The organism is Halorubrum salinum, from assembly GCF_024494575.1.
In the GTDB taxonomy this organism is placed as follows: domain Archaea; phylum Halobacteriota; class Halobacteria; order Halobacteriales; family Haloferacaceae; genus Halorubrum; species Halorubrum salinum.
In genome coordinates this window covers 96,656-120,057 of sequence record NZ_JANHDO010000004.1, presented here as the reverse complement: position 1 = coordinate 120,057, position 23,402 = coordinate 96,656, and the positions used below count along the sequence as shown (strand labels likewise).

Here is a 23,402-nt window from a genome sequence, read left to right as displayed (position 1 = left end):
GGTTACTCCTCCACGGTCACCGTCCCGACCATCCCGCCGGTGAGGTGCGGGATACAGACGTAGTGGTGCGTGCCCGGAACGGTGAACGTGTGCGAGAAGCGGTCGCCGGTCTCTAATCCGCCGCCGAAATCGCTCTCCCACTCCGCCAGCGCGGTCTCGTAGTCGTCGTAGCCGCCGGACGCGAAGTACGCCGCCTCGTCGGGGAGCCGACTCGCGGTGACTGTGTGGGTGCGCGCGCTCGTGTTCTCCCAGACGACGGTGTCGCCGACGGAGACGGTCATCTCCGCCGGCCGGAAGGCAGACGCCATCATTCCCACGTCGTACCCCGGGTCGCCGCCGACGCCGGCACAGCCGGCGAGGCCGACCGAGGCCCCCGCGGCCCCGAGCGCGCCGGCCCGCCGGAGGAACCGTCTGCGGTGCATACCCAACGTGAGGGCTCCGGTCGTTTCAATATCGCGGTCGCCCCCGTTCAGCGGGAACTGGGTTGGCGGTTCGCCACCCCGTATTACTCGCGTACCCAACTAGTTGGGCTCTACTGTTACACAGCGTCGCACCCAACTTCCGGACGCTACATGATCGAGACTGCCGCGTTCGACCTGCTGGTACAGGGCGGCGTCCCGCTCGGGACGACCCAGACCGAGGCGTATCAGGCGGTGCAAAGCGATCAGCTGTTGAACGCGTCGTTCTGGGTGAACATCGCGCTCGCGGGGCTGTCGATCCTCCTTTTCGTCTTCATGGGACGGACGGTCGAGGACCCGCGCGCCCAACTGATCTTCGTGGCGACGCTCATGGTCCCGCTGGTGTCCATCTCCAGTTACGTCGGGCTCGCCTCCGGGCTCACGATAAGCTTCCTCGAGATGCCGGCCGGCCACGCGCTCGCCGGCGAGGCGGTGCTGACGATGTGGGGTCGGTATCTCACGTGGGCGCTGTCGACGCCGATGATACTGCTCGCTCTGGGGCTTCTCGCGGGCTCGAACCCCACGAAACTGTTCACTGCCATCGCGGCGGACATCGGGATGTGCGTCACCGGGCTGGCGGCCGCGCTGACCACCTCCTCGTATCTCCTCCGGTGGGTGTGGTACGCGATCAGCTGTGCGTTCTTCGTCGTCGTCTTATACGTCCTCCTCGTCGAGTGGGCCGAAGACGCCGAGATCGCCGGGACGGCCGAGATATTCGACACGCTGAAGATCCTCACGGTCGTCCTCTGGCTCGGCTACCCGGTCGTCTGGGCGCTCGGCGCGGAGGGGTTCGCGCTGATCGACGTCGCCGTCACCTCGTGGGCTTACAGCGGCATGGACATCGTCGCGAAGTACCTCTTCGCGTTCCTCCTGCTCCGCTGGGTGGTCGAGAACGAGCGAACCGTCGCGGGCATGGCGTCGGGACTCGGGGCCGCGACCCGCGGTGCGTCGGGCGCGGACGACTGATCGACGGCGGGATGCGGACGACTGATCGACGACATCGGTGACTCGGGACGCCGTCGGGACGAACGCGCGGCCGCCGAGAGACAAGCGCTAAATCCGCGGCGGCGGTGTCTGGAATATGAAACAGGCCATCGTCGCTCGGACCGACATCGGCATGGGTACGGGGAAACTCGCCGCCCAAGTCGCGCACGCGTCGCTGTCGGCGTACCAGGACGCCGGTCGACGCGCCCGCAAGAAGTGGCAGGGTGAGGGGCAAAAGAAGGTCGTGCTCAAGGGCGACTCCGAGAGCCAGCTGTTCGCGCTGGCCGACAAGGCGGAGACGGAGGGGCTCCCGTACGCGGTCGTCCGCGACGCCGGCCACACCCAACTCGAACCGGGCACCGTCACCGCGCTCGCGGTCGGCCCCGCCCGCGACGAACTGGTCGACCGCGTGACCGGCGACCTCTCGCTGTACTGACCGATGACGGACGACAGCGCCGGCAGCGACGGTACCGATTCGCCGATCCCGCTCCGAGAGGGCCACCCGATCGAGCGCGCGGTCGGCATGGACTACTACGTCAGCGACGCGGACGGAATCGGGGGACGGCTCCGCGAGACGCCGGACGACTTCCGCGTGCGCGAACTGGAGGCGTTCGAGCCGGAGCCCACGGACGTCGACCCGGGGAGCTACCCCGAACTCGTCGTCCGCGTCACGCTGCGCGACTGGGACACGAACGACTTCGCGCGGCGGATCTCCGACGCGCTCGGAATCAGCCGTGAGCGCGTCTCGTGGGCGGGGACCAAGGACAAGCGCGCGGTCACGACCCAGCTTTTCACCCTCCGGGGCGTCGACCCCGACGACCTCCCCGAGATCCGCGGGGCCGAAATCGAGCCTCTCGGACGCGCCGGGCGCGGGCTCACCTTCGGCGACCTCGCCGGCAACGCCTTCGATATCCGGGTCGCAGACGCGGCCGCGGACGCTCCCGACCGAATCGCCGACGTGACTCGAGATCTCGCCGCGTTCGCGGGCGGGGGGGACGGAGCCGACGGGACCGGGGCCGACGGGATCGAAGCTGACGCGGCGGTCGTCGACGGCGCGACCGTCGGCGTCCCCAACTACTTCGGCCAGCAGCGGTTCGGGAGCCGCCGGCCGGTCACCCACCGCGTCGGCCTCGCTATCGTCCGGAACGACCCGCGGGAGGCGGTCCGGCTGTACGCGGGCAATCCGGCTCCCGCTGAGCCGGACGACACGCGGGCCGCCCGGGGGCGGGTCGACGCCGCGTTCGGCGTGAGCGGCGGAGCGGACGACGCGAGCGACGCGGCGGGGGAGGCGAGCGGCGAAGCGACGGGCGCGACCGACCTCGCCGTCGACGGCACCGGCGACGGCGACTGGGCGGCCTGTCTCGACGACATCCCGCGAAAGCTTCGGTTCGAGCGCTCCATGATTCACCGGCTCGCGGACCGCGGCGTCTCCCCCGACGCGCCGCGCGACCACGACGACTGGTGGCACGCGCTGGAGGCCGTCCCGTCGAACCTCCAGCGGCTGTTCGTCAACGCCGCACAGTCGGCCCTGTTCAACCGGATCGTGAGCGAGCGTCTCCGACGCGGGATCCCCTTCGACCGCCCCGTCGCCGGCGACGTGGTCTGTTTCGCCGACGTCGACGCGCCCGACGAGCTGTACGCCCCCGACGCGGACCGGCTCCAGCGCGTCGACGCCGACCGCGTCTCGGTCGTCACCCGCCACTGCGAGCGCGGTCGGGCGTTCGTCACCGCGCCGCTCGTCGGCACCGACACCGAACTCGGCGGCGGAGAACCCGGCGACATCGAGCGTGAAGTGCTCGACGACGCCGGGATCGCACCGAGCGACTTCGCGCTGCCCGACGAGTTCGACTCGGCCGGGACCCGGCGGGCGATCCTCCTCCGCTCCGATCTCGACGTGACCGTCGACGGCGGCGACCCGCGGTTCGCGTTCGCGCTCCCGAGCGGCTCGTACGCGACCGTTCTCCTCAGAGAGTTCACGAAATCGGGTCCGCTCGACGGCTGATCGCCCGGGCGGCAGAACAGACGACGGACAGACCGGCCCTCACTCGAGCGATTTCTCCCGGTTCTGGAACTCGCCGCCGCACTCACACGTTCCGGGGTGGGTCTCCGACGAGACGAGCCGTCCACACTGGAGGCACTCGTACGTGGACTCGGCGTCTGTACTGTCGACGGCTGCGACGTCTTGGTTGTGAGGCATATCAGGAGCCTCGCGCCGGCCGCAAATAATATTAATCCTGATAGGTATATAAGGACAAAAGAGGTGGTATAATCATTCTCCGGCAGCTCGGATCACCCGCGTTACGCCGCCGGCGGACGGGTACGACGAGTCTCTCGTCCGTGGCTACTCGTCGTCGCCACTCGACACACGCCGCCCGCTCCACAGCGCGAGAGCGGCGATACACAGTCCCTCGACGCGCGCGACGGTATACACCCACGAACGAAGCTCGTACTCGGAGTCGTCAGTCGTCGCTAGCGACATCGCCGCGTCGGCGAGACGCCTCGGGAACAGGAACTCGACGACACCGAAGACCGCGAGCAGTGCTCTTATCATCATGATTTATCGTTAGGTTTGTGTGGATAAACCGATGCCGGCGATTCGCTCGGTCTGAGAACGGCGAGCGACGGCGGTTCGGGACGGACTGATCCACAACTCTGGATCTACTCGGCGTTTCTCGGCCGGAAAAACCCACGATACTGTGTCCCGTTCCGAGCCGTTTTTGTGCGCGAGTCCGCAATCGAGGGCATGACCCGAATCGTCGTCATCGACCTCCACGGCCAGTTCACGCACCTCGAACGGCGCGCGCTCCGCGACCTCGGCGTCGACACCGAGATCGTCTCGGCTGACGAACCGGCCGAGGAGGTGGACGCGGACGGGATCGTCCTCTCCGGCGGTCCCGACATGGACCGCGTCGGCAACGCGCCAGACTACCTCGACGGCGACGTCCCCGTCTTCGGCATCTGTCTCGGGATGCAGCTGATCGCGCGCGAGCGCGGCGGCGCGGTCGGCGGCGGCGACTACGGCGGCTACGCCGACGTCGACGTGGAGATCGTGGACGAGGAGGATCCGCTCGTGGGATCGCTCGCGCCCGAGACCCGCGTCTGGGCGTCTCACGCCGACGAGGTGAAGGAACTGCCCGAGGGGTTCGTCCGGACCGCCACCTCCGACGTCTGCGGTATCGAGGCGATGGCGGACACGGACGAGGACCTGTACGGTGTCCAGTGGCACCCCGAGGTCGCCCACACCGAGCGCGGCGACGAGGTCTTCGAGAACTTCGTTGCCATCTGCGAGTCGGCGTAGTCAGGCGACGTCACGGTCCGCGTCTCTCCTCCGCACCGTCAACACCGGCACCTCGCTGTGACGAACGACCCGCTCGGCGACCGAGCCGGCGGAGAGGAACCGACCGATTCCGGTCCGCCCCTCCGTCCCCATCACGATCAGGTCGACGCCGTAGTCCCCGGCGGCGTCGAGTATCTCCTCGTGCGGCCGTCCCCGCCGGAGGTGTCGCTCCACGGGGACGCCGCGGCGCTCGCCGGCGTCGGTCACCGCAGCGAGCGCGCGCTCGCCGCGGGCCTCCTCGCGTTCGACGACCATATCCCACTCGGCCGCCCCCGCGATCGACTCGTCGACGACGAACAGCGCGTGGACCCGAGCGTCGGCGAGTGCGGCGAGTTCGCAGGCGTGCTCGACGGCCGCGTCGCTCCCGCGGCTGCCGTCGGTCGGACAGCAGATCGCGTCGTACATTCACGCGGTCCGCGCCGAGCGGGCGGCCCGTGTCGACCGGTCGGGGCCCGCGGGCGTCACAGCCGGTAGCGTCGAGTCTGCTCGGTCCCGCAGCTCGGACACTCCCTGCGGTACTCGACGGTCGCGCCGGAGGTCGCCGCCTCCCATTCGCCGTCGTTCACGAAGCCGCACTCCTCACAGGCGTGCGGTCGCCCGTCGAGCCGCGCGCGCAGTCGGTCGAACGCCGAGGTGCCGCCGTAACTCGATGACATGTGGTACCATGTCACGGTGGGACGAGTAATAAGTACCGGTGCCACCGCACGGTAGTCACTCCCGATCGTCTGAGTTCGGGCGCAGTCACCCGGGACCGCCGGCCGTGACGGCCGATCGGTTCCGGTGGTGCGTCACTCCGCGAAGAGTTCGTCGACTGCCTCACCGGCCGTCTCGGCCGCCTCGCGAGCGACCGCGTCGGGGTCGGGCTCGGCGTCGTCGGGCACGTTGAGGTACACGTCGACGTCGAGGACGCCGTCCTCGAACGTGACGGTGACGTCGAGGTCGGTCACCGTCGACTGGTCGTAGTGTTTGAACACGACTCCCTCGGCCGCCTCGGCCGCGGCGTCCACCACCGCGGCGTCGCTCGGGCCGTCGGACGAACGCTCACCGCTCGATTCGTCGCTCATCGCGGCTTACGCGCCGCCCGCGCCCGGACCGCCCGGACCCATCGGACCGCCGCCGGCGCCGCCCTGGAGCATCTGCTGCAGCTCGCCCTGCAGGTCGTCGAACTGCTCTTCGACGCGTTCCTCCTGTTTTTCGAGCTGCTCGGCGCGCACTTCGAGCGAGTCGACCTTGTTCTCGAGGTCCGCGCGGGCGGACTCGTAGTCGGTCTCGACGAGAACCTCGCCGATCTCGCGGTACATTCCGGCGTCCTCGTCGACGTCTTCGAGGGCGTCGAGCGCGGTCTTCGACTCGTTGAGCGCGGACTTCGCCTGCTCTTTCTGTTCTGCGACCTGTTGGGCGGTCTCTTGGAGTTCCTGCAGCTCCTCGATCTTCTCCTGTGCCTCGGGCGGCATGTTCCCTTGCATGGGCGGAACGTGGCGACCCGGACGGAAAAACCCCCGACTTCTCCGACGACGAGAGAAAACCGATATGCAGGCGTTTACGCGCCTGAATACCGTGTATTAGCAGCTCAAACGAAAACCGGCATTCGCCGTCTCGTCGGACCAGACGATCCGCCGTCCCACCGGACCGGACGACCCGTCACCGACCGGCGGGGGCGCTGACCTGCTCTGCGACCGCGACGAGACGCGACCAGCTGTTGATCCCGGCGCGGAGCGCGACGAGGTCGTCGGCGACGACGCGGACGCGGACCGCCTCACCGTCGCGTTCGACCGTCGCGCCCGAGCGATCGTCGTCGATCTCGTCGACCTCGGGCGCGAGCGCGTCGCCGACGAGCCGGGCGCGTCGCTCGGAGGGATAGGTGAACGAGAGAATCGTTTCGTGTCTGCGGGCCATCGGAGAGGTCGCCACGGTCGACGCGTCGTCCGACCTACTCGACGTTGACTTCCTTCACGTCGCCGCCGCGCTCCTTCAGGAGAACGCGGTGGCCGCAGTACGGACAGCGCACGCCGCCGTACTCGTCGAGGGTGACGTCGCGCTTACAGCGGGAGCACTTGTAGCTCATCTACCTACTCCTCGTCGGCGAGCGCAGCGCGGATGGAGCGGCGGACGGTGCGGCCACCCGGCGTCTCGGGGCGGTAAGCTCCGCCGGTGAACGTCTCGCCCGTCTCCTCGTTGACCCAGATGCCCGTCCCGACGCGTTTGACGTCGTCGCCGTCGACGGTCGCGTTGCGCATCTCCTCTTCGATGTCCTGAACCCGCTTGCGGGAAACGCGGCCGTAGCGAGCGCCGAATCGGCCCGCACTCCCGGTGCTTCGTGCCTTGTCCTCAGCCATAGTGAGTGCGAATACCGCCAGCGCGGGTAAAAAGGCTACGAGTTGGGGACGCCGACCTCGACGCCGAAGCGACGGCCGTCTGCGGCGCATCGGCGACCGTAACGACTAATACTACTTAGTAATATCACTTGGTTGTATGCACGGATACGACGGCTTCGCAGACGTGAGCGAGACGGACGTAACGCAAGCTATCGGCACCGAGTGGACCGACGGGTTCCTCGATTTCACGGATTCGGAAGTCATTATCCTCGGCGGTGGCCCCTCCGGGCTGATGGCCGCCAAGGAGCTCGCAGAGCGCGGCGTGAAGGTGATGATTGTCGAGAAGAACAACTACCTCGGCGGCGGGTTCTGGCTCGGCGGCTTCCTGATGAACACGGTGACAGTCCGTGATCCGGCTCAGGAGATCCTCGCCGACCTCGACGTCGACTACGAGCCGGTCGAGGACGTCGACGGCCTCTACACCGCCGCCGGACCGGAGGCCTGTTCGGGACTCATCAAGGCGGCGTGTGACGCCGGTGCGCGCGTCCAGAACATGACGGAGTTCACCGACCTCGTGATCCGCGAGGACCACGAGGTCGGCGGGATCGTGATGAACTGGACGCCGGTGCACGCGCTCCCGCGCGAGATCACCTGCGTCGACCCGATCGCGGTCGAGTCCGACCTCGTGATCGACGCGACCGGCCACGACGCGGTCGCGATCAGCAAGCTCGACGAGCGGGGCGTGCTCTCGGCTCCGGGGATCGAGCACGCGAAAGAACACAACACCGGGATGGACCAGACCGACGACGGTCAGTACGGCGCGCCCGGCCACGACTCGCCCGGTCACGACTCGATGTGGGTCGGCGAGAGCGAGGACGCCGTCGTCGAGAACACGGGCGTCGTCCACGACGGGCTGATCGCCTCGGGGATGGCGGTCGCGACCGCTCACGGGCTCCCGCGGATGGGACCGACGTTCGGCGCGATGCTGGTCTCCGGCAAGCGCGCCGCACAGTCCGCCCTCGACGAACTCGGCGTCGACGAGCCCGAAGTCAGGCTCTCTGCGGGCGGCGAACCGGCTCCCGCCGACGACTGACTGAGAAACGCTGTGCCCGCTGGCTCAGTTCTCGCGGCGGGCGAACGCGAGGTTTCCGGAGACGTTCTTGATGTAGGCTTTGACCGTCTCGCCCTCCTGTGCGCCGGGGACGAAGACGGTGTACTCGCCGCGTTCTGCGACCCCGTCGCCCTTGCGGCCGGTGCCGACGATCTCGAGTTCGTACGTCTTGCCCGACTCGATGGCCTCCTCCTGCCGCTCTGTGTTCTGCGTGTTCTGTTTCGCGACCGGTCGGAACGCCCCGCAGGCCTCACACCGGAGCATGGGCGTGCGGTTTTCGGTCTCTAACCGCGTGTCGGGAAGGCCACACTCGGAACAGGTGACGAACGACTCGATGTACGAGTCGATCGCGGCCTGGAAGTCGCGCTCGCGGAAGTTCCCGCTGTAACGGGCGCGACCGTCCTCGTACTGGCCGGCGGTACCGAGTTCCTGCTGGATCTTCGAGTGGACGTGCTCCGGGTCGCGGCTCAACGCGTCCGCGATGGCGGAGAGGTTCGTCAGGCGCGTGAACGCGCCGTCTTTCTGCGTCTCCGGATCCGGCACCGACAGTCGCTCGTCGGAACCGCCGAGATCGGGCACTTCCTCCATCGCGCGGTCGAGGCTCGATTCGTAGTCCATACGCGAGCGGACGACCGCGCGACGGAAATCGCTTCCGGGTTCGGAACGGCCGAAGAAACCCGTGCAGAGACCGAACCGAGCCGCGGACTGGCGGGACGCCGATGCACCGCTTTCGGTGTGGCGTTCGTCCAGAAGATAGCGGGAGGTAGATTTGAACCACGGTCGCTCCGCGTCTCCCCGCTCTCTGGTTCAAACCGTTCAGAGCTATCTCGTCGACGACGGTTCACGCCTCGCTGCGCTCGGCGTTTACTGTCGTCGACAGGAGATAGCGGGAGGTAGATTTGAACTACCGATCTCCGGGTTATGAGCCCGGCGGAATCTCCTGGCTATCCCATCCCGCTATCGTAGCAAACTCGCGTGCGACTGTTAAGGGTTCTGATCCCGTCGCCCGTGTGCGATTCGTCCACGATACGTTTATATATCAATCCGTTCGCGACGGCACCTCACTCCCCGTCGGGTTCGGCGGTCGCGTACCGGCGACGGACCCAGATCGTCGCGAGGCTTCCGACGGCGAACGTGATCGGAAGGACGGCCTCGGCGGGGTCGCCGGAGAGCAGTCGCGGTGCCGTTATCCCCGCCATCAGCGCGAACAGCAGGCCGAAAAGCCCCGCGATCGGCTCTATGTACCCACCGGTGGCCGCCGTCCGGCCGGATTCGTCGCTCATACTCCTCTCCTCGTCGCCGGTCCGATAAAACCCCACGACGACGCGCGCTCGACCTCCTCGACAATCCCCCACCGGCTCGCCGACGACTACCCGCACGCTCGACGACGACTCCCCTCGCCAGCTTGCAGCGGCCGCAAACACTATCATAGATCATAAATAGTGATAGATCGATGCGAAAACCGTTACTCACGACGGACTTTCTCGATCGGGCGAGGCGTCACTACGCAGACGAGGAGGCCGTGCTCGCGGTCGATGGCACGCGATACACCTACGCCGAACTCGGCGACCGCGCGGACCGGTTCTCGGCCGCGCTCCAGGACAGGGGGATCGAGAAGGGCGACCGCGTCGCGGTGTTGGACCCGAACACGCACTACCACCTCGAAGCCGCCTACGGGGCGATGCAGGTCGGCGCGGTCCACACGCCGCTCAACTACCGGCTCACGCCCGACGACTTCGCGTACATGCTCTCCGACGCGGGCGTCGACGCGATATACGCCGACGCCGAGTACGCGGCGAACGTCGAGGCCGTCCGCGAGGAGGTCCCCACGGACGTCTTCCTCACGAACGACGCCGACGCGGTCGACGGCGACTGGGAGTCGTTCGACGGCGCGCTCGAAGACGCGGACCCCGCCGCCTACGAGCGCCCGGAGATGGACGAAGACGACGTGATCACGATAAACTACACCTCCGGGACGACCGGCGACCCGAAGGGCGTCTGTCGCACCCACCGCGCCGAGACGCTGCACGCGTACCTCATCACCGTCCACCAGGAGATCACGGACGACGACGTCTACCTCTGGACGCTCCCGATGTTCCACGTCAACGGCTGGGGGCACATCTACGCGATCACGGGAATGGGCGCGCGACACATCTGCACCCGCGGCGTCGACGTCGCCGACGCGTTCGACCGGATCCGCACCGAAGACGTCTCGTACTTCTGTGCGGCACCCACCGTCCTCAACATGCTCGGCGACCACCACGCCGATCACGGCGGAGCGACGACCGGAGAGAACCCGGTGCGGGTCGCGACCGCCGGTGCCGCGCCGCCGGAGGCGACGATCCGCACGGTCGAGGAGGAGTTCGGCTGGGAGCTGAAACACGTGTACGGCGCGACCGAGACCGGACCGCTCGTGACAACGTCCGACGCCAAGCGGCACTACGACCTCGACTCCGACGACCGGTTCGCCGTGAAAAAGACGCAGGGGATCGGCTATCTGGGGACCGACGTCCGTGTCGTCGACGAGGACGGCGACGACGTGGCCCCCGACGGCGAAACGATAGGCGAGGTCGTCGTCCGTGGAAACCAAGTGATGGACCGCTACTGGGAGAAGCCCGAGGCCACGGAGCAGGCGTTCTCGGAGCGGCTGGACGGATACTACCACATGGGCGATCTGGCCGTCGTCGACGAGGACGGCTTCATCTCCATTCAGGATCGAAAAAAGGACATCATCATCTCCGGCGGCGAGAACATCTCCTCTATCGAGCTTGAAGACACCCTCTTCGAACACGAGGTCGTCGGCGACGTCGCCGTCATCCCCGCGCCCGACGAACGGTGGGGTGAGACCCCGAAGGCATTCGTCGTCCCCGAGGGCGGCGACCCCGACGATCCGGGCGCGACGACCGAGGAACTCACGGCGTTCGTGCGCGAGCGCGTCGCCGACTACAAGACGCCCGGCGAGGTCGAGTTCGTCGCGGAACTGCCGACGACCGCGACGGGGAAGATACAGAAGTACGAGCTTCGCGAGCGGGAGTGGGACGACGAGGACCGGATGGTCGGAGAGGGGTAGCTACTCCTCGCCGAGCAGGCTGTCGACGAGTTCCTCGGGATCGAACAGCGTGATGTCGTCGTACCCCTGACCGGTGCCGAGAAAGAGGATCGGCTTGCCGGTGACGTACGCCACGGAGATCGCGGCGCCGCCGGAGGAGTCGGCGTCGGCCTTCGTGAGGATCGCGCCGTCGATCTCGGCGGCGTCGTTGAACTCCTTCGCGCGGTTGACCGCGTCCTGTCCGGCGACCGCTTCGTCGACGAAAAGCGTCATGTCGGGGTCGACGACGCGGTCGATCTTCTCCAGTTGCGCCATCAGGTCGTCGCTCGTGTGGAGCCGGCCGGCCGTGTCGCCGAGGACGACGTCGACGTCGTTGGCCTCGGCGTACTCCACGCCGTCGTAGATGACGGCCGCGGGGTCGCCGCCCTGGTCGTGCGCGATCAGCTCGCGGTCCAGTCTGTCGGCGTGTTCCGCGATCTGCTCGTTCGCGCCCGCCCGGTAGGTGTCGCCGTTGGCGAGCACCGAAGAATACCCCCGCTCGTCGAGCCACTCGGAGAGCTTCGCGATGCTCGTCGTCTTCCCGACGCCGTTGACGCCGGTGAAGACGATGGTCACGGGCTTTTCGGCCTCGGCGATCCGCTCTTCGAAGTCGAACTGGCCGACGGCGATCACGTCGAGCAAGGCGTCGTGAAGCGCCGACTCGACGAGTTCGCCCGTCGTCTCCACCTGCTTTCGCGACTCGCCGAGCATCTTCTCGCGGACGGTATCGAGGATCTGCTCCGCGACGCTCATCTCCACGTCACTCTCCAAGAGCGCCATCTCGAGGTCCCACAGCGGCTCCTCGAGGTCCTCCTCCTCGATGATGATCCGCCCGGTCGCGAACGCCTTCGCGCGCTGGAACGTGCTGGGATCGGCGTCTCCCGTCTCGTCGGATTCGGCCGCGTCGCTCGCGTCCGCGTCCTCACCGGTTGGCGATCCGGCGTCGGTCGAGTTGTCCGAAGCAGCCGCGCTCTCGTCCGCGGCTGTCTCGTCGCTCGCCTCGGGTTCTTCGCCGCCGGCACTCTCCTCGACGTCTTTTCGGAACCCGGAGAGCTTGTCTTTCAGTCCGTCGAACACGGTTCGTCGCTACTCCTCGTCGTCTGCCGCCTGCTGCAGCTGCTCCATCTGCTGTTGCTGCTGTTGTTGCATCTGCTGTTGCATCTGCTGGGCCTGCTGTTCGAGCTCGTCGCTCTCGGATTCGAGCTCGTCGATCTCCGCCTGCGTCTCCTCGATCCGGTCGTCGAGCGACTCCTGTTTACGCCGGAGCACGTCGATCGCGTCGCCCTGCTCCTGCTCTGCGGAGTAGTTCCCGCCGAGCGAGACGATGATCTCGTCGATGTCCTGCACCTCGGCGCGGACGTACGCGCCGCCGCCGAGCGGAACCTGCACCGTCGAGCCCGTATCGAGCGTCTCGATCGCCTCTACCGCGTCGTCGATGTCGCTCTTCTCCTCGCGGTAGTCGTCGATCTCGGCTTCGAGCGCCTCGATCTCCTCGTCGAGCGCCTGCAGTTCCTGTGAGAGCTGCTGGAGCTGCTGTTGTCCGCCGCCCATCATGCCGCGGACACCTCCTCGATCTCGATCTGGGTACGCTTCCGGTTGTGCTGGCTCCCGATCGTCGTGTAGGTGCGCTCGCGGGCGAGCGACTCGTTTTCGGCTTCGATCTCTTTGGTAAACGGCTGGTCGCCGTCTCGACTCTGGAACTGTCCACTCACCGTGTAGGTACTCATGTTCCCCGTTCCGGCGGGGACAGGGAAGTATCTTCCTAAAAAACAGAGCCAGTGAGAGCACCCCGAAACCGGCGTATAGGTGCGCAGCAGGCTGTGACGAGACGGATGACGGGAGAACCGCGATGCCGAGATCGGACCGGAACGGTCAGTCGATGAACCCGAGCGTCTCTTCGATCCGACCGAGCTCCGGGCCTGTCGTCTCCTCGCCGACCACGTATCCGTGGTCGTTGGCGACGAGCCCCGAGCCGACGAGCGGCGCGCCGTAGTTGACCGTGCCGAGATCGGCGCGGACGTCGAGCGCGTCCTCGACGGCTTGTAGCTCCGATTCGGTCGACTTCGGGTGACAGAGCACGCCGGTGTTGTTCGCGACCGCGGCGGTGCCGACGGTCCGAACGTCGCCGAGATCACCGCGGACGACGGGCACGTCGAGCGTGTCTCTGATCGCGGTAACCGACTCGCGCGCGAGGTCGGGATGGACGTACGCGCCGTAGTCGTTCGCGAGGACGACGTTCCCTGCGGCGTTGATCTCTCCGGGGAGTTCGCTGACCGCCCGGTCCGCGACCTCCGCGATCCGCGACCGCTCGCGGTCCGTCGCGCGCGGCGAGACGAGGATCCCGTTCTCGTTGCCGACGGCCAGCGCGCCGACGGTGTTGGAGCCGCCGACGGTCGTCTGGAGGGGAGTCGCGGAGAGTTCCTCGCCGAGCGCTTCCGCGAGCTCCTCGTCGGCGTCCGGTCTGACCAAGAGGAGGTCGTCGACGACGCGGGCGAACACCCCGACGTACGACGAGCCGGTGAAAGTCGCCCGTAACACGCTACTCGGCGTACTCGGCTTCGACGACGGGGTCGCCGTCCTCGACGAAGCGGGCCGCGCGGACGCGGACCTTGCTCGGCGGGTTCTGCCGGCCGTTCGCCCAGACCGCCTCGTTGACGGAGGTGTCGAGCACGACGTCCGCCTCGTCGACGGAGAAGTGCTGTGCGAGGTGCTCGCGAACGATCTTCATGGCGAAGTCGGCGCGCTCCTGTACGGGCTTGTCGTTGGCGTCGCGGAGCGGGACGGTGACGACGCGCTCCTCGAAATCACTCGTCGACATTTACTCGTCCAGGTCGTTCCGACGCCAGTTGCGCCGCTTGGGGTTTCGCGTGACGTTCATGTCGGTCTTCATCATGACCCACGCGGGGACGCGGGTGTTCTGGCGCTCCGCTTTCGCCAGACGCTTCTTTTGAGCCTTCGATTTGTCTCCCATAGTGGTCCCCAGTTTCCCCGGGGCGCATAAAACCCCTTCCATACCGCGTCGTTCGGGGGTGTCACGTCGCCGCTCCAATCGGACACCTCCGGTCGCCGCTCCCGCGGACATCGCCGATCACTGCACCCGCCGCTCCGAACACCGACGCTCGCGGCTTTCACTCGCGCCGGAGACGGCTCACGCCTCTCGCTCGCAGATCCCGCGGTAGATCCGCCGGCATCGTTCTAACACGTCGATCCCCACGCTCTCCGTGTCGGTGTGCGCCTCGCCGGGCTCTGCGGCCCCGCAGACGAGACAGGCGGCGCCCGCCTCTGCGAGCCACCCGGCGTCGGTCGCGTGCGGCTTCGAGACGTGTTCCGGTTCCGGCGCACCGGGGTCGTGATCGGCGCTCTCGCGGCCGCCGGCGTCGTGCACCTCGCGGGCGACCGAGAGCGCCGCGTCCGCGAACTCGGCCTCCTCGCAGGCCATCGGCGGGAGGTCCTGATCGACGCTCCACTCCACGCCCGTCACGGCTTCCTCGACCCGACCGAGGTCGGCCCGGTCGCCCGGCACGGTCCGCTCGTCGATCGTCACCGCACACCGTTCCGGGATCACGTTCCAGGTCTCGCCGCCCTCGACGATCGTCACCGCGAGCGACCCCGTGACCGACTCGCCGAAGACGGTCGCGCTCGGCGCGTCCAGGTCGCGGACGACGTCTATCGCGTCGCTCGCCCGATAGATCGCGTTCTCGCCCGCCTCGGGCTCCGAGGCGTGTGCCGCGGTCCCGCGGGCGACAAGCGTCGACGCGCGCCGGCCCTTGTGTGCGACGGCGACGTCCGTGACGCCGGGTGCGGAGTAGCCGGTCGACCCCTCGGCGACGACCGCGCGGTCCGGTGTGAACCCCTCCGATATCGCGTGTCTCGCTCCGGTTCCGCCCTCCTCTTCGCCGACGAACGAGGCGAACGCGAGCGTCCTGTCCGCCGGCGGGGTCGCGTCCCGGAAGGCGAGCAGGCAGGCCGCGAGCGACCCCTTCATGTCCGCCGTGCCACGGCCGCGGAGCCGACCGTCGCGATGCTCGACGACGTACTCGCCGTCTGTCCCCTCGCCGACCGTCTGCTGCTCGGCAGGCGGGACCACGTCGTGGTGGCCGACCAGCGCGAGCGTCTCGTCGCCCCCGACGCGACCGGACCCTCCCGGCGGCTCCCTGTACGCGAGCACGTTGCCGACGGCGTCGCGCTCGACGCGGGCGTCCGTCTCCGCGCGGAGCCACGACTCGACCGCGTCGCCGGCGGCGGTCGCGTCCTCGTGTGACGGTATCGCGACCAGTCGCTCCGTCAGGTCGACGAGTTCGGTCATTCGCGGTCGGTCTCGGTTTCCGTTTCGCGGCCGGTCTCCGCTCTCGTCTCGCTGTCGGCTCCCGTCTCGCTGTCGGCTCCCGTCTCGCTGTCGACGTCACCCTCCGCCTCCTTCCGGGCGCGGTCGGCCGCAAGCTCCCTGTCGATGTCGTCTTCCACGTACCCCATCGACTCCACGGTGACCACGTTGCCGCCGCCGGGGTCGACGACCATCACCTCCTCGCCCTCCGCGATCGTCCCCTCGATGGCCCGCGCGGAGTAGTAGGGGTTGAACCCGCCGCCGGAGAGCTTCACCTCGCCGCCCGCGGTCGTGACCTCCTCCGTGACGGTGCCGGTCTTCCCCTTCAGCGAATCGCTGTCGCTCGTCTGCTGTTGGCCCTTCCCGCCGTACAGGTCGAACTCGCGGTAGCCGTAGAAGGCGGCCGCGCCGAACCCGAGCGTCAGGAGCGCCATGACGAGCGCGAGTCCCGCGCCCGCGACGCCGAGGCTCGCCAGGAGGAGGCCGCCGAGGCCGGCTCCGATGAGCGCGATGCCCACGACGATGAAGTTCGCTCCCGGCGCGATCGCCTCCGCCATCGAGAGCAACAGCCCGGCCGTCAACAACAGGAGCGGGAGGGTCTCGGGGGCCAAAAGTCCCGACTGCGCGAGCGCGTCCATGTTCGGACGTACGGCTGCGTCGGCATAAGTGGTGGTGCGGGACGCCGAGGGCGTCTCCGCCCGACCGCCGCGACCGGCGTCGAACGGGACGGCGAGTGCGACCTCAGGGGCCGGCCGCGACCGTCAGAAGCCGAGCACGAAGACGCCGACGGTGAGCGCCACGCCGAGCCCGACGAAGACGGCGTGTTCGAGGTCGATCGTTCCGGGCTCTATCGGCTCGTCCGCGGGCGTGTGGGTGTCTTCCGTGACGCCGTTCGGTCCGACCTCGTCGACGGAGAACCGCCACTGGCTCTCGTCTCCGTCGCCCTCGCGGGGCTCGTTCGCCCGGCTCCGAACGTCGTCGTCGCGGTCCTCGCGGCTCATACCCGCGCTACGCGAGGCGACAGTAAAGGACTGGCGGGCGACGGAAGCCGCCTCACGGCCGCGTCTGTGACCCGGCTCGGTCTACCGGCTCCGCGCCGCCGCGATCACGTCGCCGTCGTAGACGATACCGCGCTCGCCGTCGACGGTGACCGTCTCGCCGTCGGCGACGCGTTCCGGCAGCGTCGCCCCGGAGACCATCGGGACGCCGAGTTCGCGGGCGACCACGGCCGGGTACCCGGTCATCCCTTCGCGGGCGTCGATGATGCCGGCGATAGCGTCGAGGTCTCCCGTGAACTCCCCCTCGAACCCGGGGCCGAGCGCGACGATCGACCCGCTGGGAACCTCGTCGAGCGCACCGTCCGTGAGGCGGTACACGGGAGCCGCCGTGTGTCCGGTGACGACCGCCTTCCCGGTCACCAGCGTCTCGGCCGCCACGTGGACCTTGAGCGTGTTCGTCGTGTTCGTCCCCTCGAACTCGGTCAACATCCCGGAGAGGACGACGAGCGTGTCGCCCGACTCGGCACCCCCCGTGTCGAGCGCGGCGTCGACCGCGTTGTCGAGGATCGTCTCCATGTCGTGCGCGTACTCGCTCAACACGGGACGGACCCCCCACGAGAGCGCGAGCTGGCGGCGGACGCGGTCGTCCGGCGTCGTCGCGACCACTGGAACCCCCGGACGGAACATCGCGGTCTTGCGCGCCGTGAATCCGGACTCGGAGACGGCCACGATCGTCGACGCGCCGATGTCGCGGGCGAGGTAGCGCGCGGAGCGCGCCAACGCCTCGGTTCGAGAGCCCTCGTCCGCGGTCGGCACGCGCTGCTCACGCGTCTCCGCGTACTCGTCGCTGCCCTCGACCTGCCGGACGATCCGGTCCATCGTCTCGACGACGTTGACGGGATCGTCGCCGATCGCGGTCTCACCGGAGAGCATCACCGCGTCCGTCCCGTCGAGGACCGCGTTCGCGACGTCGGACGCCTCGGCGCGGGTCGGCCGCCGCGAGGCGACCATCGAGTCCAGCATCTCGGTCGCGGTGATCACGGGAACCCCCTCGTTGACGCACGTCCGGATGATCCGCTTTTGGATCACGGGGACGTCTTCGAGCGGGCACTCCACGCCGAGGTCGCCGCGCGCGACCATCACGCCGTCTGCGGCGTCGACTATCCCCTCCAAGTTTTCGACCGCCCCCGCGCGTTCGATCTTGGCGACGATCGGGATGTCGTCGCCGCCGCGGGCCTCGAGCTCGTCGGCGATCGTGTAGACGTCGTCGGCGTCGCGCACGAACGAGGCCGCGACGAAGTCGGCGTCGGTCCGCGCCGCCAAGTCGAGTTCCGCCTCGTCTTCGGGCGTGATCAGGTCGACGTCGATGGCGACGCCCGGGAGGTTCACGCCCTTTCTAGAGCCGAGTTCCCCGCCGGACACGACGGTCGCGGTCACCGAATCGCCGTCGACGCCGTCGACGCGACACTCGATTCGGCCGTCGTCGAGGAGCACGGTGTCTCCCGGCCCCGCGGCCGCGATCGAGTGAGTGAGACCGATCCGCTCGGGCGTGGCGTCGTCGGCCTCGGCGAACGTCACCGTCGAGCCCTCGGCGATCGCGATCGGCTCGTCGATCTCGGCGGTTCGGACCTCAGGCCCTTTCAGATCGACCATCACCGCGAGCGGCTCGTCGATCTCGGCGTCCACGGCGCGGGCGCGCTCGATCACGGTCTCCCGGTGGTCCGTCGTCCCGTGGCTGGCGTTCAATCGGACGACGGACATCCCCGCCGCGGCGAGGTCGCGGATCGTGTCCCGGTCGTCCGAGGCGGGACCGATCGTACAGACGATCTTGGCGTTTCGCATACCGCTCGGTTCGACGCAGGGCCGGAAAAAGCCACACGGTTGAGTCGGCTCCGAGTGAACGTTCGTGACATACTGCGGCCGGGGTCACCGCGACCGACGCCGCCCGTCACGCACCCTCGCCCGCGCCGAAGCTCCCGTCGCGGATCGCGGCCTCCGCGTCGGCGAGCGCGGCGTCGGCGTCGAAGCGATCGACTATCGCCTCCAGTTCCGCGTCGGCGGCGTCGGCGAGGTCGCGGGCGTGCGCCGTGACGTTCGGCACGGCCCGGATCAGGTTGTCGATGACCGGCACGCTCGCGGTCTGCGGCGACCGGCTTCCCGGGTTGAGGTCGATCACGATCTCGGTTTTCCCCATGTCGTCGAGCGCCGCCGCGCGGTCGCCGTCTTCCAAGGGGACCACGACCACGTCCGCCGCCTCGATGCCGTCGGCGTCGACGGTCCCGCGAGCGTGTGACAGCCCGGGAATTTCGCCGTCCGCGGCCAGTCCCTTCACCTCGTCCGCGCCGTGATCGCGGAGGTGGTCCGCGATCCGGCGCACGCGCTCGTCGGTGTGGTTGAACAGGTTCACTTCCAGGTCCGCGTCGACCGCCTCGGCGAGTTCGACGGTCTCTCCCGGCGCGAGCGCCGCGACGTTCCCGTTCACCGATATCACCGGCCGATCCGCCGCGAGGAGCGCGGCGGCGGCGGCGCGGGCGGCGTCGTCAGCACTCTGAAGCGTCCGCTCGCCGAGGAGGTAATCGAACGCCTCGCCGCGCCCCTGCGCGATGAGCCCCTGCTTCGAAGTGATCCCCGCCTCGACGCCCGCCTCGATACGGTGGCGCGTCACGAGCGACGCGTATCGCGGGTGGTCGTCGGGGACGTCCGTCTCGGTCATGTCCGCCGTTGTCGGCGCGACGAGTAAAGCGCCCCGTTCCAGTTCGACGCGGATGGTGCCACCGCAGCAAACGTTAATGGGATACGACACGAACGTCCGGTGATGACCGACCGTTCCGGCACGTACACGGTGGTGGAACCGTGCAACGACCACGGAACGACGACGCTCCGCGAGCACCCGCGGAACAGCACCGTTCACGTCGTCGAATACGGCGACTCGGAGGTTGAGTCCGCGCTCTCCGACCTCGACGCCGGCACGGTCGTCAGGGTCGAACTCGAACGCGAGGGTCGCCGCGGGAACGCGTGGCGCGCCGAGACGGCGCAGCCGGTGAGCGCGGACCCCGCCTGACCGGGCCCCAGGAAACGCCGTCGCCGAGACGGCCGATCGGCGAAGCGGATCAGGACTCCGTGCGCGGAAGCGCGACGACCGGCACGTCGGCGTCCGTCACGAGTTTGATCGACAGGTCCCCGGAGAGCATCTGCATGATCCGGTTACCGCCGCGCGAGCGGTAGACGATCGCGCTCGCGTCGACCGCCTCCGCGGCCGAGAATATCTCTCCGGCCACGTCGCGGCCGTACGCCGTGTGGTCGCCGGCGTCCGGGAACACCGTCCGGACGGCGGCGTACGCCTCCTCGGCCAGTTCCTCCGACTGCTCGACGGGCGTCTTGTCGGGGACGCCCTCGCCCTTCTCGACGACGTGGAGCGCGGTCACGCGAGCCGGGTCGTACGGTTCGAGCGCCCGCGCGGTCGAAAGCGCGTCGTCCTCGTTTGCGACCGGCAACAGGACGTGACCGAGCAGGTCCGCGTTGCCGGTGTGGGGCGCGTCGCCGCGATCGTCGGTGTCGTCGCGATCCGCCGTATCGCCGGCATCGTCCAGATCGGCCATACCGCGACTTCGACGCCGCGACTTAAGAAGGTGGTCGGAGCGGCGCCGAGCGCCGGCGTCCCTCACCGGTCGTCGATCCCGGCGACGAACAGCGCGAGGACCGGCACGATCTCCAACCGGCCGATCCACATTAGCCCGATCATCACGACCTTCGTCGTGTTCGGCAGGAACTCGTAGCTCCCGAAGGGGCCGAGCGGTCCGAGTCCCGGTCCGATGTTCCCGATCGTCGCGAGCGAGGCCGCGAACGCCTCCGTCCCGGTGAGCGCCTCGCCCATCCGCGCCGTGTCGAGTTCGATGAACACGGCGGCGAGCGCGAAGATGAGGAAGTAGAGGAGCGTGAACACCAAGATGCCGCGGATCACGTCCTCGTCGACGACCTCGCCGCCGAGCCGGACCGGCTTGACCACGTCCGGGTTCGCCGTCGTGTACAGCTCGCGGTACAGCGCCTTCGCCACGATCAGCCAGCGGATCACCTTGATACCCCCGCCGGTCGACCCGGCCGACCCGCCGACGAACATCACGAAGAGCAGGAAAAACCGGGTCTGTCGGTCCCACTGGGCGAAGTCCGCGGTGGCGTACCCCGTGGAGTTCAAAAGCGAGGCGACCTGGAAGACGCCCTGTCTGAGGGCGTTCTCGGCCGCCCCCTCAGTTATCCCGCCGATCAGCGTGGCCGGCGCGCCGCCGGCGAACAGCCCGACCGCGAGCACGCCCGCGAACGCGGTCACCAGCCCGAGGTACGTCCGGAACTCGGTGTTCTCCAGCATCCGGCGCGGCTCGCCGCGCAAGAGGTACCAGAACAGCGCGAAGTTCACGCCCGCGATCACCATGAACGGGACGAAGACCCACTGGACGACCGGCGAGAAGGCCGCGATGCTCTCGGCCTGCGGCGAGAAGCCGCCGGTCGGCAGCGTCGAGAGGCCGTGGGCGACCGCGTTGTACAGGTTCATCTCCGGCGCGAGCGGCGTGAGCCCCAGCACGAACAGAATCGCGATCAGCGCGGCGGTGAACCCGACGTAGATGAGCCACAGCGCCCGGGCCGTCTCGGCGATCCGCGGCGTGAGCTTCTGGAGACCCGGCCCCGGAGCCTCCGATTTCATCAGCTGTGCGCCGTTGACCGCGAGCTGCGGTAAGATCGCGACCATCAGCACGATGATCCCCATGCCGCCGAGCCACTGCGTGAGCTGTCGCCACAGCAACAGCGCGTGCGAGTGCTGCTCGAAGCTGATCTCGGCGGTCGCCGTCGCGCCCGTCGTCGTGAAGCCGCTCATCGACTCGAATAAGGCGTTGACCGGGTGCGCGAGCGCAGACTCCGTCCCGTACCCCGCGACGACGTACGGGATCGCGCCGACGACCGCCGCCATGAACCACGCGAGCGAGACGACCGCGAGCGCGTCGCGCGGACCGAGGTCCGGCTCGTCGTCGAGCCGTTCGAGCCCCGCGCCGACCGCGACGGCGATCGCGATGGAGACGGCGAACGCGACGACGTCTTCCCGGTAGATCAGCGCGACGACGAGCGGCACGCTCATCGATGCCGAGAGGTACTTCACGATGCTCCCGGTGTAGCTGAGCGTCGCCCGCGCGTCGACAGTTCGTCTCACGTGTGGGTCGGCCTCGCGTCGATATCCGTGGTAGCTTCCCGGCACGGCAAGAACCCGTCGATACCGCCGCCGGCGGCGTCACGACGTCCAGAACGACTTCGTGAACAGCACCAACACCGGAATGATCTCGATTCTCCCGATCCACATCAGGACGATCATGACCGCCCGCGTCGACAGCGGGAACGAGGCGTAGGTTCCGTAGGGGCCGGCGTCGCCGAACGCGGGGCCGATGTTGAGGAACGTCGACGCCGCCGCGCCCATCGCCTCGAACTCCGTGACCCGGGCGTCGCCCCGCTCGGCGTCGACGACGACGAACACGGTGAAAAAGAAGAATATCACGACGCTCAACAGGATGTACGCGTAGATGTCGCGGATCGTCTCCTCGTCGATCGGCGCGCCGGAGTTGCGGACCGGTCGGACCGACTCGGGGTGGATGCTCGTGTACAGGTCGCGTTTGAACGCCTTCAGCGCGACCATCCACCGCAGCGACTTGATCGAACACGTCGTCGACCCCACCATCCCGCCGAGGAACATCCCCATGAAGAGCAGGTGTTTCGCGCCCGGTGCCCACAGCTCGAAGTCTGCGCTCGCGTACCCGGTCGTCGTCACCATCGAGACGACGTTGAACACGGCGTGACGGACCGTCGCCTCGGGGCCGAAAGGGGTGCCGGGGTCGAGCCCGAGCACGAGCGCGACGATCGCCGCGAACACCCCCATCGACCCGAGATAGAAGTGGAACTCGTCGTTTTTCAACAGGCGCATCGGCTCGCCGTTGATCGCGAAGTACAGAAGCACGAAGCTCGTCGACCCGACGACCATGAAGGGGATCACGGCCCACTGGATAGCGGGGTGAAACGCCCCGATCGAGAGCGGCTCCGGCGAGAACCCCGCGGTCGACACCGACGTGAACGCGTGGGCGACCGCGTTGTACAGGTCCATCTGCGGGTCGACGGCGAGCCCGAGCGCGAAGTACGTCGCGGCCGCCAGTATCGTCAGCCCGACGTAGAGGCTCCAGATGAGCCGCGCGGTCTGGCTTATCTTCGGCGTGAGCTTGCTCACGTCCCGCGTCTGCGTCTCGGACTCCATCAGCTGTGCCCCGCCGACGCCGATCTCGGAGAGCACGGCGGTCGCCAAGATCAGGATGCCGAGCCCGCCGAGCCACTGGAGCACCTGCCGCCACATCATCACGCCTCGGGGGTGGACGCCGAAGTCGACGAGCACCGTCGCGCCCGTCGTCGTCAGCCCGCTCATCGACTCGAACATGGCGTTCACGGGGTTCGAGAGGACGCCCGTGCCGGCGACGACGAAGGGGATCGCGCCGACCGCGGCGACCAGAAACCAGATCGACGCGACCGCGAGGAACGCCTCGCGCGGCCCGAGGTCGGCGTCGGGGTCGCGGAGCGATCGGAACCCGGCACCCAGCGCGAGCGCGACGGCGATGGCGGCGAGGAACGGGACCGGCGACTCCCGGTAGTAGAGCGCGACCAGGAGGGGGAACGCGAGCGGTACGGTCAGGTACGCGAGCACGTCGCCGGTGAGTTCCGCGCTCGCGCGCCATCGCACCCTGATCCGCGTGCGTCCCGTCATCGG

General features: G+C 68.4%; 33 protein-coding genes and 1 tRNA gene. 7 read left to right on the top strand and 27 right to left on the bottom strand.

Annotated features, from left to right (window positions below):
- Nucleotides 1–2: 2 nt before the first annotated feature.
- Nucleotides 3–422 (bottom strand): cupredoxin domain-containing protein, encoded by a 420-nt coding sequence (locus NO930_RS11435; RefSeq protein ID WP_256403557.1) that lies wholly within the window; start codon nt 420–422, stop codon nt 3–5.
- A gap of 150 nt (nt 423–572) precedes the next feature.
- Here NO930_RS11435 and NO930_RS11430 point away from each other — a divergent pair, with 150 nt between their 5' ends.
- The 3 genes from NO930_RS11430 (at nt 573) to truD (ending at nt 3,444) form a co-directional block, all read left to right on the top strand.
- Complete coding sequence (locus NO930_RS11430) at nt 573–1,424, top strand: bacteriorhodopsin (protein ID WP_256403556.1); 852 nt, start codon at nt 573–575, stop codon at nt 1,422–1,424.
- 115 nt (nt 1,425–1,539) lie between these two features.
- A complete protein-coding gene (gene pth2, locus NO930_RS11425; RefSeq protein WP_256403555.1) occupies nt 1,540–1,878 on the top strand; it encodes a peptidyl-tRNA hydrolase Pth2 in 339 nt (112 codons plus the stop codon).
- 3 nt (nt 1,879–1,881) lie between these two features.
- Nucleotides 1,882–3,444 carry a tRNA pseudouridine(13) synthase TruD gene (gene truD, locus NO930_RS11420; protein ID WP_256403554.1) on the top strand — a complete coding sequence of 521 codons (1,563 nt, stop codon included), beginning with the start codon at nt 1,882–1,884 and terminating at the stop codon, nt 3,442–3,444.
- A gap of 39 nt (nt 3,445–3,483) precedes the next feature.
- On the opposite strand, the gene NO930_RS11415 is transcribed toward truD, so the two are convergent.
- Nucleotides 3,484–3,639 carry a rubrerythrin-like domain-containing protein gene (locus tag NO930_RS11415; protein ID WP_137784421.1) on the bottom strand — a complete coding sequence of 52 codons (156 nt, stop codon included), beginning with the start codon at nt 3,637–3,639 and terminating at the stop codon, nt 3,484–3,486.
- A gap of 144 nt (nt 3,640–3,783) precedes the next feature.
- Entirely contained in the window at nt 3,784–3,996 is a 213-nt protein-coding gene (locus NO930_RS11410; protein WP_137784422.1) for a hypothetical protein, read from the bottom strand.
- A gap of 189 nt (nt 3,997–4,185) precedes the next feature.
- Between NO930_RS11410 and NO930_RS11405 the strand changes: the two genes are divergently transcribed.
- A complete protein-coding gene (locus NO930_RS11405) occupies nt 4,186–4,740 on the top strand; it encodes a GMP synthase subunit A (RefSeq protein WP_256403553.1) in 555 nt (184 codons plus the stop codon).
- Here NO930_RS11405 and NO930_RS11400 read toward each other — a convergent pair whose 3' ends face one another.
- The 7 genes from NO930_RS11400 to NO930_RS11370 all read right to left on the bottom strand — a co-directional run bounded on the left by NO930_RS11400 (nt 4,741) and on the right by NO930_RS11370 (nt 7,115).
- Complete coding sequence (locus tag NO930_RS11400; RefSeq protein ID WP_256403552.1) at nt 4,741–5,184, bottom strand: universal stress protein; 444 nt, start codon at nt 5,182–5,184, stop codon at nt 4,741–4,743.
- 56 nt (nt 5,185–5,240) lie between these two features.
- Nucleotides 5,241–5,435 (bottom strand): HVO_0649 family zinc finger protein, encoded by a 195-nt coding sequence (locus NO930_RS11395; RefSeq protein ID WP_256403551.1) that lies wholly within the window; start codon nt 5,433–5,435, stop codon nt 5,241–5,243.
- A 132-nt stretch (nt 5,436–5,567) separates the two neighbouring features.
- Nucleotides 5,568–5,843, bottom strand: coding sequence for a DUF3194 domain-containing protein (locus NO930_RS11390; RefSeq protein ID WP_137783469.1), 276 nt, complete (start codon nt 5,841–5,843; stop codon nt 5,568–5,570).
- A gap of 6 nt (nt 5,844–5,849) precedes the next feature.
- The gene (locus NO930_RS11385) at nt 5,850–6,233 is read right to left on the bottom strand and encodes a prefoldin subunit beta (RefSeq protein WP_049982814.1); all 384 of its coding nucleotides are present in this window, start codon (nt 6,231–6,233) and stop codon (nt 5,850–5,852) included.
- Nucleotides 6,234–6,420: 187 nt separating this feature from the next.
- Nucleotides 6,421–6,675 (bottom strand): KEOPS complex subunit Pcc1, encoded by a 255-nt coding sequence (locus NO930_RS11380; protein ID WP_256403550.1) that lies wholly within the window; start codon nt 6,673–6,675, stop codon nt 6,421–6,423.
- Between the two features lie 34 nt (nt 6,676–6,709).
- Nucleotides 6,710–6,844, bottom strand: a complete 135-nt coding sequence (locus NO930_RS11375) for a DNA-directed RNA polymerase subunit P (protein ID WP_004049526.1) — start codon at nt 6,842–6,844, stop codon at nt 6,710–6,712.
- 4 nt (nt 6,845–6,848) lie between these two features.
- Entirely contained in the window at nt 6,849–7,115 is a 267-nt protein-coding gene (locus NO930_RS11370; RefSeq protein WP_006114269.1) for a 50S ribosomal protein L37ae, read from the bottom strand.
- A 136-nt stretch (nt 7,116–7,251) separates the two neighbouring features.
- Between NO930_RS11370 and NO930_RS11365 the strand changes: the two genes are divergently transcribed.
- Nucleotides 7,252–8,187 carry a thiazole biosynthesis protein gene (locus tag NO930_RS11365; RefSeq protein WP_137783470.1) on the top strand — a complete coding sequence of 312 codons (936 nt, stop codon included), beginning with the start codon at nt 7,252–7,254 and terminating at the stop codon, nt 8,185–8,187.
- 24 nt (nt 8,188–8,211) lie between these two features.
- Here the strand turns inward: NO930_RS11365 and NO930_RS11360 are convergent, their stop codons facing one another.
- The 3 genes from NO930_RS11360 to NO930_RS11350 all read right to left on the bottom strand — a co-directional run bounded on the left by NO930_RS11360 (nt 8,212) and on the right by NO930_RS11350 (nt 9,488).
- Nucleotides 8,212–8,823 carry a translation initiation factor IF-2 subunit beta gene (locus NO930_RS11360; RefSeq protein ID WP_137783471.1) on the bottom strand — a complete coding sequence of 204 codons (612 nt, stop codon included), beginning with the start codon at nt 8,821–8,823 and terminating at the stop codon, nt 8,212–8,214.
- Between the two features lie 266 nt (nt 8,824–9,089).
- Nucleotides 9,090–9,164 (bottom strand) — tRNA-Met (locus NO930_RS11355).
- A gap of 102 nt (nt 9,165–9,266) precedes the next feature.
- Nucleotides 9,267–9,488 (bottom strand): hypothetical protein, encoded by a 222-nt coding sequence (locus NO930_RS11350; RefSeq protein ID WP_137783472.1) that lies wholly within the window; start codon nt 9,486–9,488, stop codon nt 9,267–9,269.
- A 170-nt stretch (nt 9,489–9,658) separates the two neighbouring features.
- Here NO930_RS11350 and NO930_RS11345 point away from each other — a divergent pair, with 170 nt between their 5' ends.
- Nucleotides 9,659–11,275 (top strand): long-chain-fatty-acid--CoA ligase, encoded by a 1,617-nt coding sequence (locus NO930_RS11345; RefSeq protein ID WP_256403549.1) that lies wholly within the window; start codon nt 9,659–9,661, stop codon nt 11,273–11,275.
- Here NO930_RS11345 and ftsY read toward each other — a convergent pair whose 3' ends face one another.
- From ftsY to NO930_RS11290, 11 genes are all read right to left on the bottom strand, one after another.
- Nucleotides 11,276–12,370, bottom strand: coding sequence for a signal recognition particle-docking protein FtsY (gene ftsY, locus NO930_RS11340; protein WP_256403548.1), 1,095 nt, complete (start codon nt 12,368–12,370; stop codon nt 11,276–11,278).
- A gap of 9 nt (nt 12,371–12,379) precedes the next feature.
- Nucleotides 12,380–12,844 (bottom strand): prefoldin subunit alpha, encoded by a 465-nt coding sequence (gene pfdA / locus NO930_RS11335; RefSeq protein ID WP_137783567.1) that lies wholly within the window; start codon nt 12,842–12,844, stop codon nt 12,380–12,382.
- Complete coding sequence (gene rpl18a, locus NO930_RS11330; RefSeq protein ID WP_137783563.1) at nt 12,844–13,020, bottom strand: 50S ribosomal protein L18Ae; 177 nt, start codon at nt 13,018–13,020, stop codon at nt 12,844–12,846. The genes pfdA and rpl18a overlap by 1 nt, the downstream gene beginning before the upstream one ends.
- Before the next feature lie 145 nt (nt 13,021–13,165).
- A complete protein-coding gene (locus NO930_RS11325) occupies nt 13,166–13,831 on the bottom strand; it encodes a translation initiation factor IF-6 (RefSeq protein ID WP_256403547.1) in 666 nt (221 codons plus the stop codon).
- A 1-nt stretch (nt 13,832) separates the two neighbouring features.
- On the bottom strand, nt 13,833–14,111 hold the full coding sequence (locus tag NO930_RS11320; RefSeq protein WP_137783565.1) for a 50S ribosomal protein L31e: 279 nt from the start codon (nt 14,109–14,111) through the stop codon (nt 13,833–13,835).
- The gene (locus tag NO930_RS11315) at nt 14,112–14,264 is read right to left on the bottom strand and encodes a 50S ribosomal protein L39e (protein ID WP_004050128.1); all 153 of its coding nucleotides are present in this window, start codon (nt 14,262–14,264) and stop codon (nt 14,112–14,114) included.
- Between the two features lie 177 nt (nt 14,265–14,441).
- Entirely contained in the window at nt 14,442–15,599 is a 1,158-nt protein-coding gene (locus NO930_RS11310; protein WP_256403545.1) for a M20 family metallopeptidase, read from the bottom strand.
- Nucleotides 15,596–16,255, bottom strand: coding sequence for an NfeD family protein (locus NO930_RS11305; protein ID WP_256403544.1), 660 nt, complete (start codon nt 16,253–16,255; stop codon nt 15,596–15,598). Before NO930_RS11305 ends, NO930_RS11310 begins: the two co-directional genes overlap by 4 nt.
- Nucleotides 16,256–16,378: 123 nt before the next feature.
- A complete protein-coding gene (locus NO930_RS11300; RefSeq protein ID WP_137784779.1) occupies nt 16,379–16,618 on the bottom strand; it encodes a DUF7312 domain-containing protein in 240 nt (79 codons plus the stop codon).
- An 81-nt stretch (nt 16,619–16,699) separates the two neighbouring features.
- Nucleotides 16,700–18,457 carry a pyruvate kinase gene (gene pyk, locus NO930_RS11295; RefSeq protein WP_256403543.1) on the bottom strand — a complete coding sequence of 586 codons (1,758 nt, stop codon included), beginning with the start codon at nt 18,455–18,457 and terminating at the stop codon, nt 16,700–16,702.
- A gap of 106 nt (nt 18,458–18,563) precedes the next feature.
- The gene (locus tag NO930_RS11290; RefSeq protein ID WP_137783203.1) at nt 18,564–19,328 is read right to left on the bottom strand and encodes a phosphopantothenate/pantothenate synthetase; all 765 of its coding nucleotides are present in this window, start codon (nt 19,326–19,328) and stop codon (nt 18,564–18,566) included.
- Between the two features lie 102 nt (nt 19,329–19,430).
- Here NO930_RS11290 and NO930_RS11285 point away from each other — a divergent pair, with 102 nt between their 5' ends.
- Nucleotides 19,431–19,676 (top strand): DUF7999 family protein, encoded by a 246-nt coding sequence (locus tag NO930_RS11285; RefSeq protein WP_137783204.1) that lies wholly within the window; start codon nt 19,431–19,433, stop codon nt 19,674–19,676.
- 49 nt (nt 19,677–19,725) lie between these two features.
- Here NO930_RS11285 and NO930_RS11280 read toward each other — a convergent pair whose 3' ends face one another.
- The 3 genes from NO930_RS11280 to NO930_RS11270 all read right to left on the bottom strand — a co-directional run bounded on the left by NO930_RS11280 (nt 19,726) and on the right by NO930_RS11270 (nt 23,399).
- Nucleotides 19,726–20,214: a universal stress protein gene (locus tag NO930_RS11280; protein ID WP_256403542.1), complete on the bottom strand. Its 489-nt coding sequence runs from the start codon at nt 20,212–20,214 to the stop codon at nt 19,726–19,728.
- Between the two features lie 62 nt (nt 20,215–20,276).
- Nucleotides 20,277–21,740 carry a TrkH family potassium uptake protein gene (locus tag NO930_RS11275; RefSeq protein WP_303650543.1) on the bottom strand — a complete coding sequence of 488 codons (1,464 nt, stop codon included), beginning with the start codon at nt 21,738–21,740 and terminating at the stop codon, nt 20,277–20,279.
- A 150-nt stretch (nt 21,741–21,890) separates the two neighbouring features.
- On the bottom strand, nt 21,891–23,399 hold the full coding sequence (locus NO930_RS11270; protein WP_256403540.1) for a TrkH family potassium uptake protein: 1,509 nt from the start codon (nt 23,397–23,399) through the stop codon (nt 21,891–21,893).
- Nucleotides 23,400–23,402 lie beyond the last annotated feature (3 nt).

Coding starts and splice junctions, on each gene's coding strand:
- NO930_RS11280 (WP_256403542.1), bottom strand. CDS start 20,214: ATGGCCGATCTGGACGATGCCGGCGATACGGCGGATCGCGACGACACC.
- pfdA (WP_137783567.1), bottom strand. CDS start 12,844: ATGGGCGGCGGACAACAGCAGCTCCAGCAGCTCTCACAGGAACTGCAG.
- NO930_RS11315 (WP_004050128.1), bottom strand. CDS start 14,264: ATGGGAGACAAATCGAAGGCTCAAAAGAAGCGTCTGGCGAAAGCGGAG.
- NO930_RS11360 (WP_137783471.1), bottom strand. CDS start 8,823: ATGGACTACGAATCGAGCCTCGACCGCGCGATGGAGGAAGTGCCCGAT.
- pyk (WP_256403543.1), bottom strand. CDS start 18,457: ATGCGAAACGCCAAGATCGTCTGTACGATCGGTCCCGCCTCGGACGAC.
- NO930_RS11290 (WP_137783203.1), bottom strand. CDS start 19,328: ATGACCGAGACGGACGTCCCCGACGACCACCCGCGATACGCGTCGCTC.
- NO930_RS11380 (WP_256403550.1), bottom strand. CDS start 6,675: ATGGCCCGCAGACACGAAACGATTCTCTCGTTCACCTATCCCTCCGAG.
- NO930_RS11405 (WP_256403553.1), top strand. CDS start 4,186: ATGACCCGAATCGTCGTCATCGACCTCCACGGCCAGTTCACGCACCTC.
- NO930_RS11415 (WP_137784421.1), bottom strand. CDS start 3,639: ATGCCTCACAACCAAGACGTCGCAGCCGTCGACAGTACAGACGCCGAG.
- NO930_RS11390 (WP_137783469.1), bottom strand. CDS start 5,843: ATGAGCGACGAATCGAGCGGTGAGCGTTCGTCCGACGGCCCGAGCGAC.
- pth2 (WP_256403555.1), top strand. CDS start 1,540: ATGAAACAGGCCATCGTCGCTCGGACCGACATCGGCATGGGTACGGGG.
- NO930_RS11310 (WP_256403545.1), bottom strand. CDS start 15,599: ATGACCGAACTCGTCGACCTGACGGAGCGACTGGTCGCGATACCGTCA.
- NO930_RS11410 (WP_137784422.1), bottom strand. CDS start 3,996: ATGATGATAAGAGCACTGCTCGCGGTCTTCGGTGTCGTCGAGTTCCTG.
- NO930_RS11385 (WP_049982814.1), bottom strand. CDS start 6,233: ATGCCGCCCGAGGCACAGGAGAAGATCGAGGAGCTGCAGGAACTCCAA.
- NO930_RS11285 (WP_137783204.1), top strand. CDS start 19,431: ATGACCGACCGTTCCGGCACGTACACGGTGGTGGAACCGTGCAACGAC.
- NO930_RS11300 (WP_137784779.1), bottom strand. CDS start 16,618: ATGAGCCGCGAGGACCGCGACGACGACGTTCGGAGCCGGGCGAACGAG.
- truD (WP_256403554.1), top strand. CDS start 1,882: ATGACGGACGACAGCGCCGGCAGCGACGGTACCGATTCGCCGATCCCG.
- NO930_RS11375 (WP_004049526.1), bottom strand. CDS start 6,844: ATGAGCTACAAGTGCTCCCGCTGTAAGCGCGACGTCACCCTCGACGAG.
- NO930_RS11305 (WP_256403544.1), bottom strand. CDS start 16,255: ATGGACGCGCTCGCGCAGTCGGGACTTTTGGCCCCCGAGACCCTCCCG.
- NO930_RS11270 (WP_256403540.1), bottom strand. CDS start 23,399: ATGACGGGACGCACGCGGATCAGGGTGCGATGGCGCGCGAGCGCGGAA.
- NO930_RS11400 (WP_256403552.1), bottom strand. CDS start 5,184: ATGTACGACGCGATCTGCTGTCCGACCGACGGCAGCCGCGGGAGCGAC.
- NO930_RS11365 (WP_137783470.1), top strand. CDS start 7,252: ATGCACGGATACGACGGCTTCGCAGACGTGAGCGAGACGGACGTAACG.
- rpl18a (WP_137783563.1), bottom strand. CDS start 13,020: ATGAGTACCTACACGGTGAGTGGACAGTTCCAGAGTCGAGACGGCGAC.
- NO930_RS11345 (WP_256403549.1), top strand. CDS start 9,659: ATGCGAAAACCGTTACTCACGACGGACTTTCTCGATCGGGCGAGGCGT.
- NO930_RS11320 (WP_137783565.1), bottom strand. CDS start 14,111: ATGTCGACGAGTGATTTCGAGGAGCGCGTCGTCACCGTCCCGCTCCGC.
- NO930_RS11430 (WP_256403556.1), top strand. CDS start 573: ATGATCGAGACTGCCGCGTTCGACCTGCTGGTACAGGGCGGCGTCCCG.
- NO930_RS11370 (WP_006114269.1), bottom strand. CDS start 7,115: ATGGCTGAGGACAAGGCACGAAGCACCGGGAGTGCGGGCCGATTCGGC.
- NO930_RS11435 (WP_256403557.1), bottom strand. CDS start 422: ATGCACCGCAGACGGTTCCTCCGGCGGGCCGGCGCGCTCGGGGCCGCG.
- NO930_RS11275 (WP_303650543.1), bottom strand. CDS start 21,740: ATGAGCGTGCCGCTCGTCGTCGCGCTGATCTACCGGGAAGACGTCGTC.
- NO930_RS11395 (WP_256403551.1), bottom strand. CDS start 5,435: ATGTCATCGAGTTACGGCGGCACCTCGGCGTTCGACCGACTGCGCGCG.
- NO930_RS11350 (WP_137783472.1), bottom strand. CDS start 9,488: ATGAGCGACGAATCCGGCCGGACGGCGGCCACCGGTGGGTACATAGAG.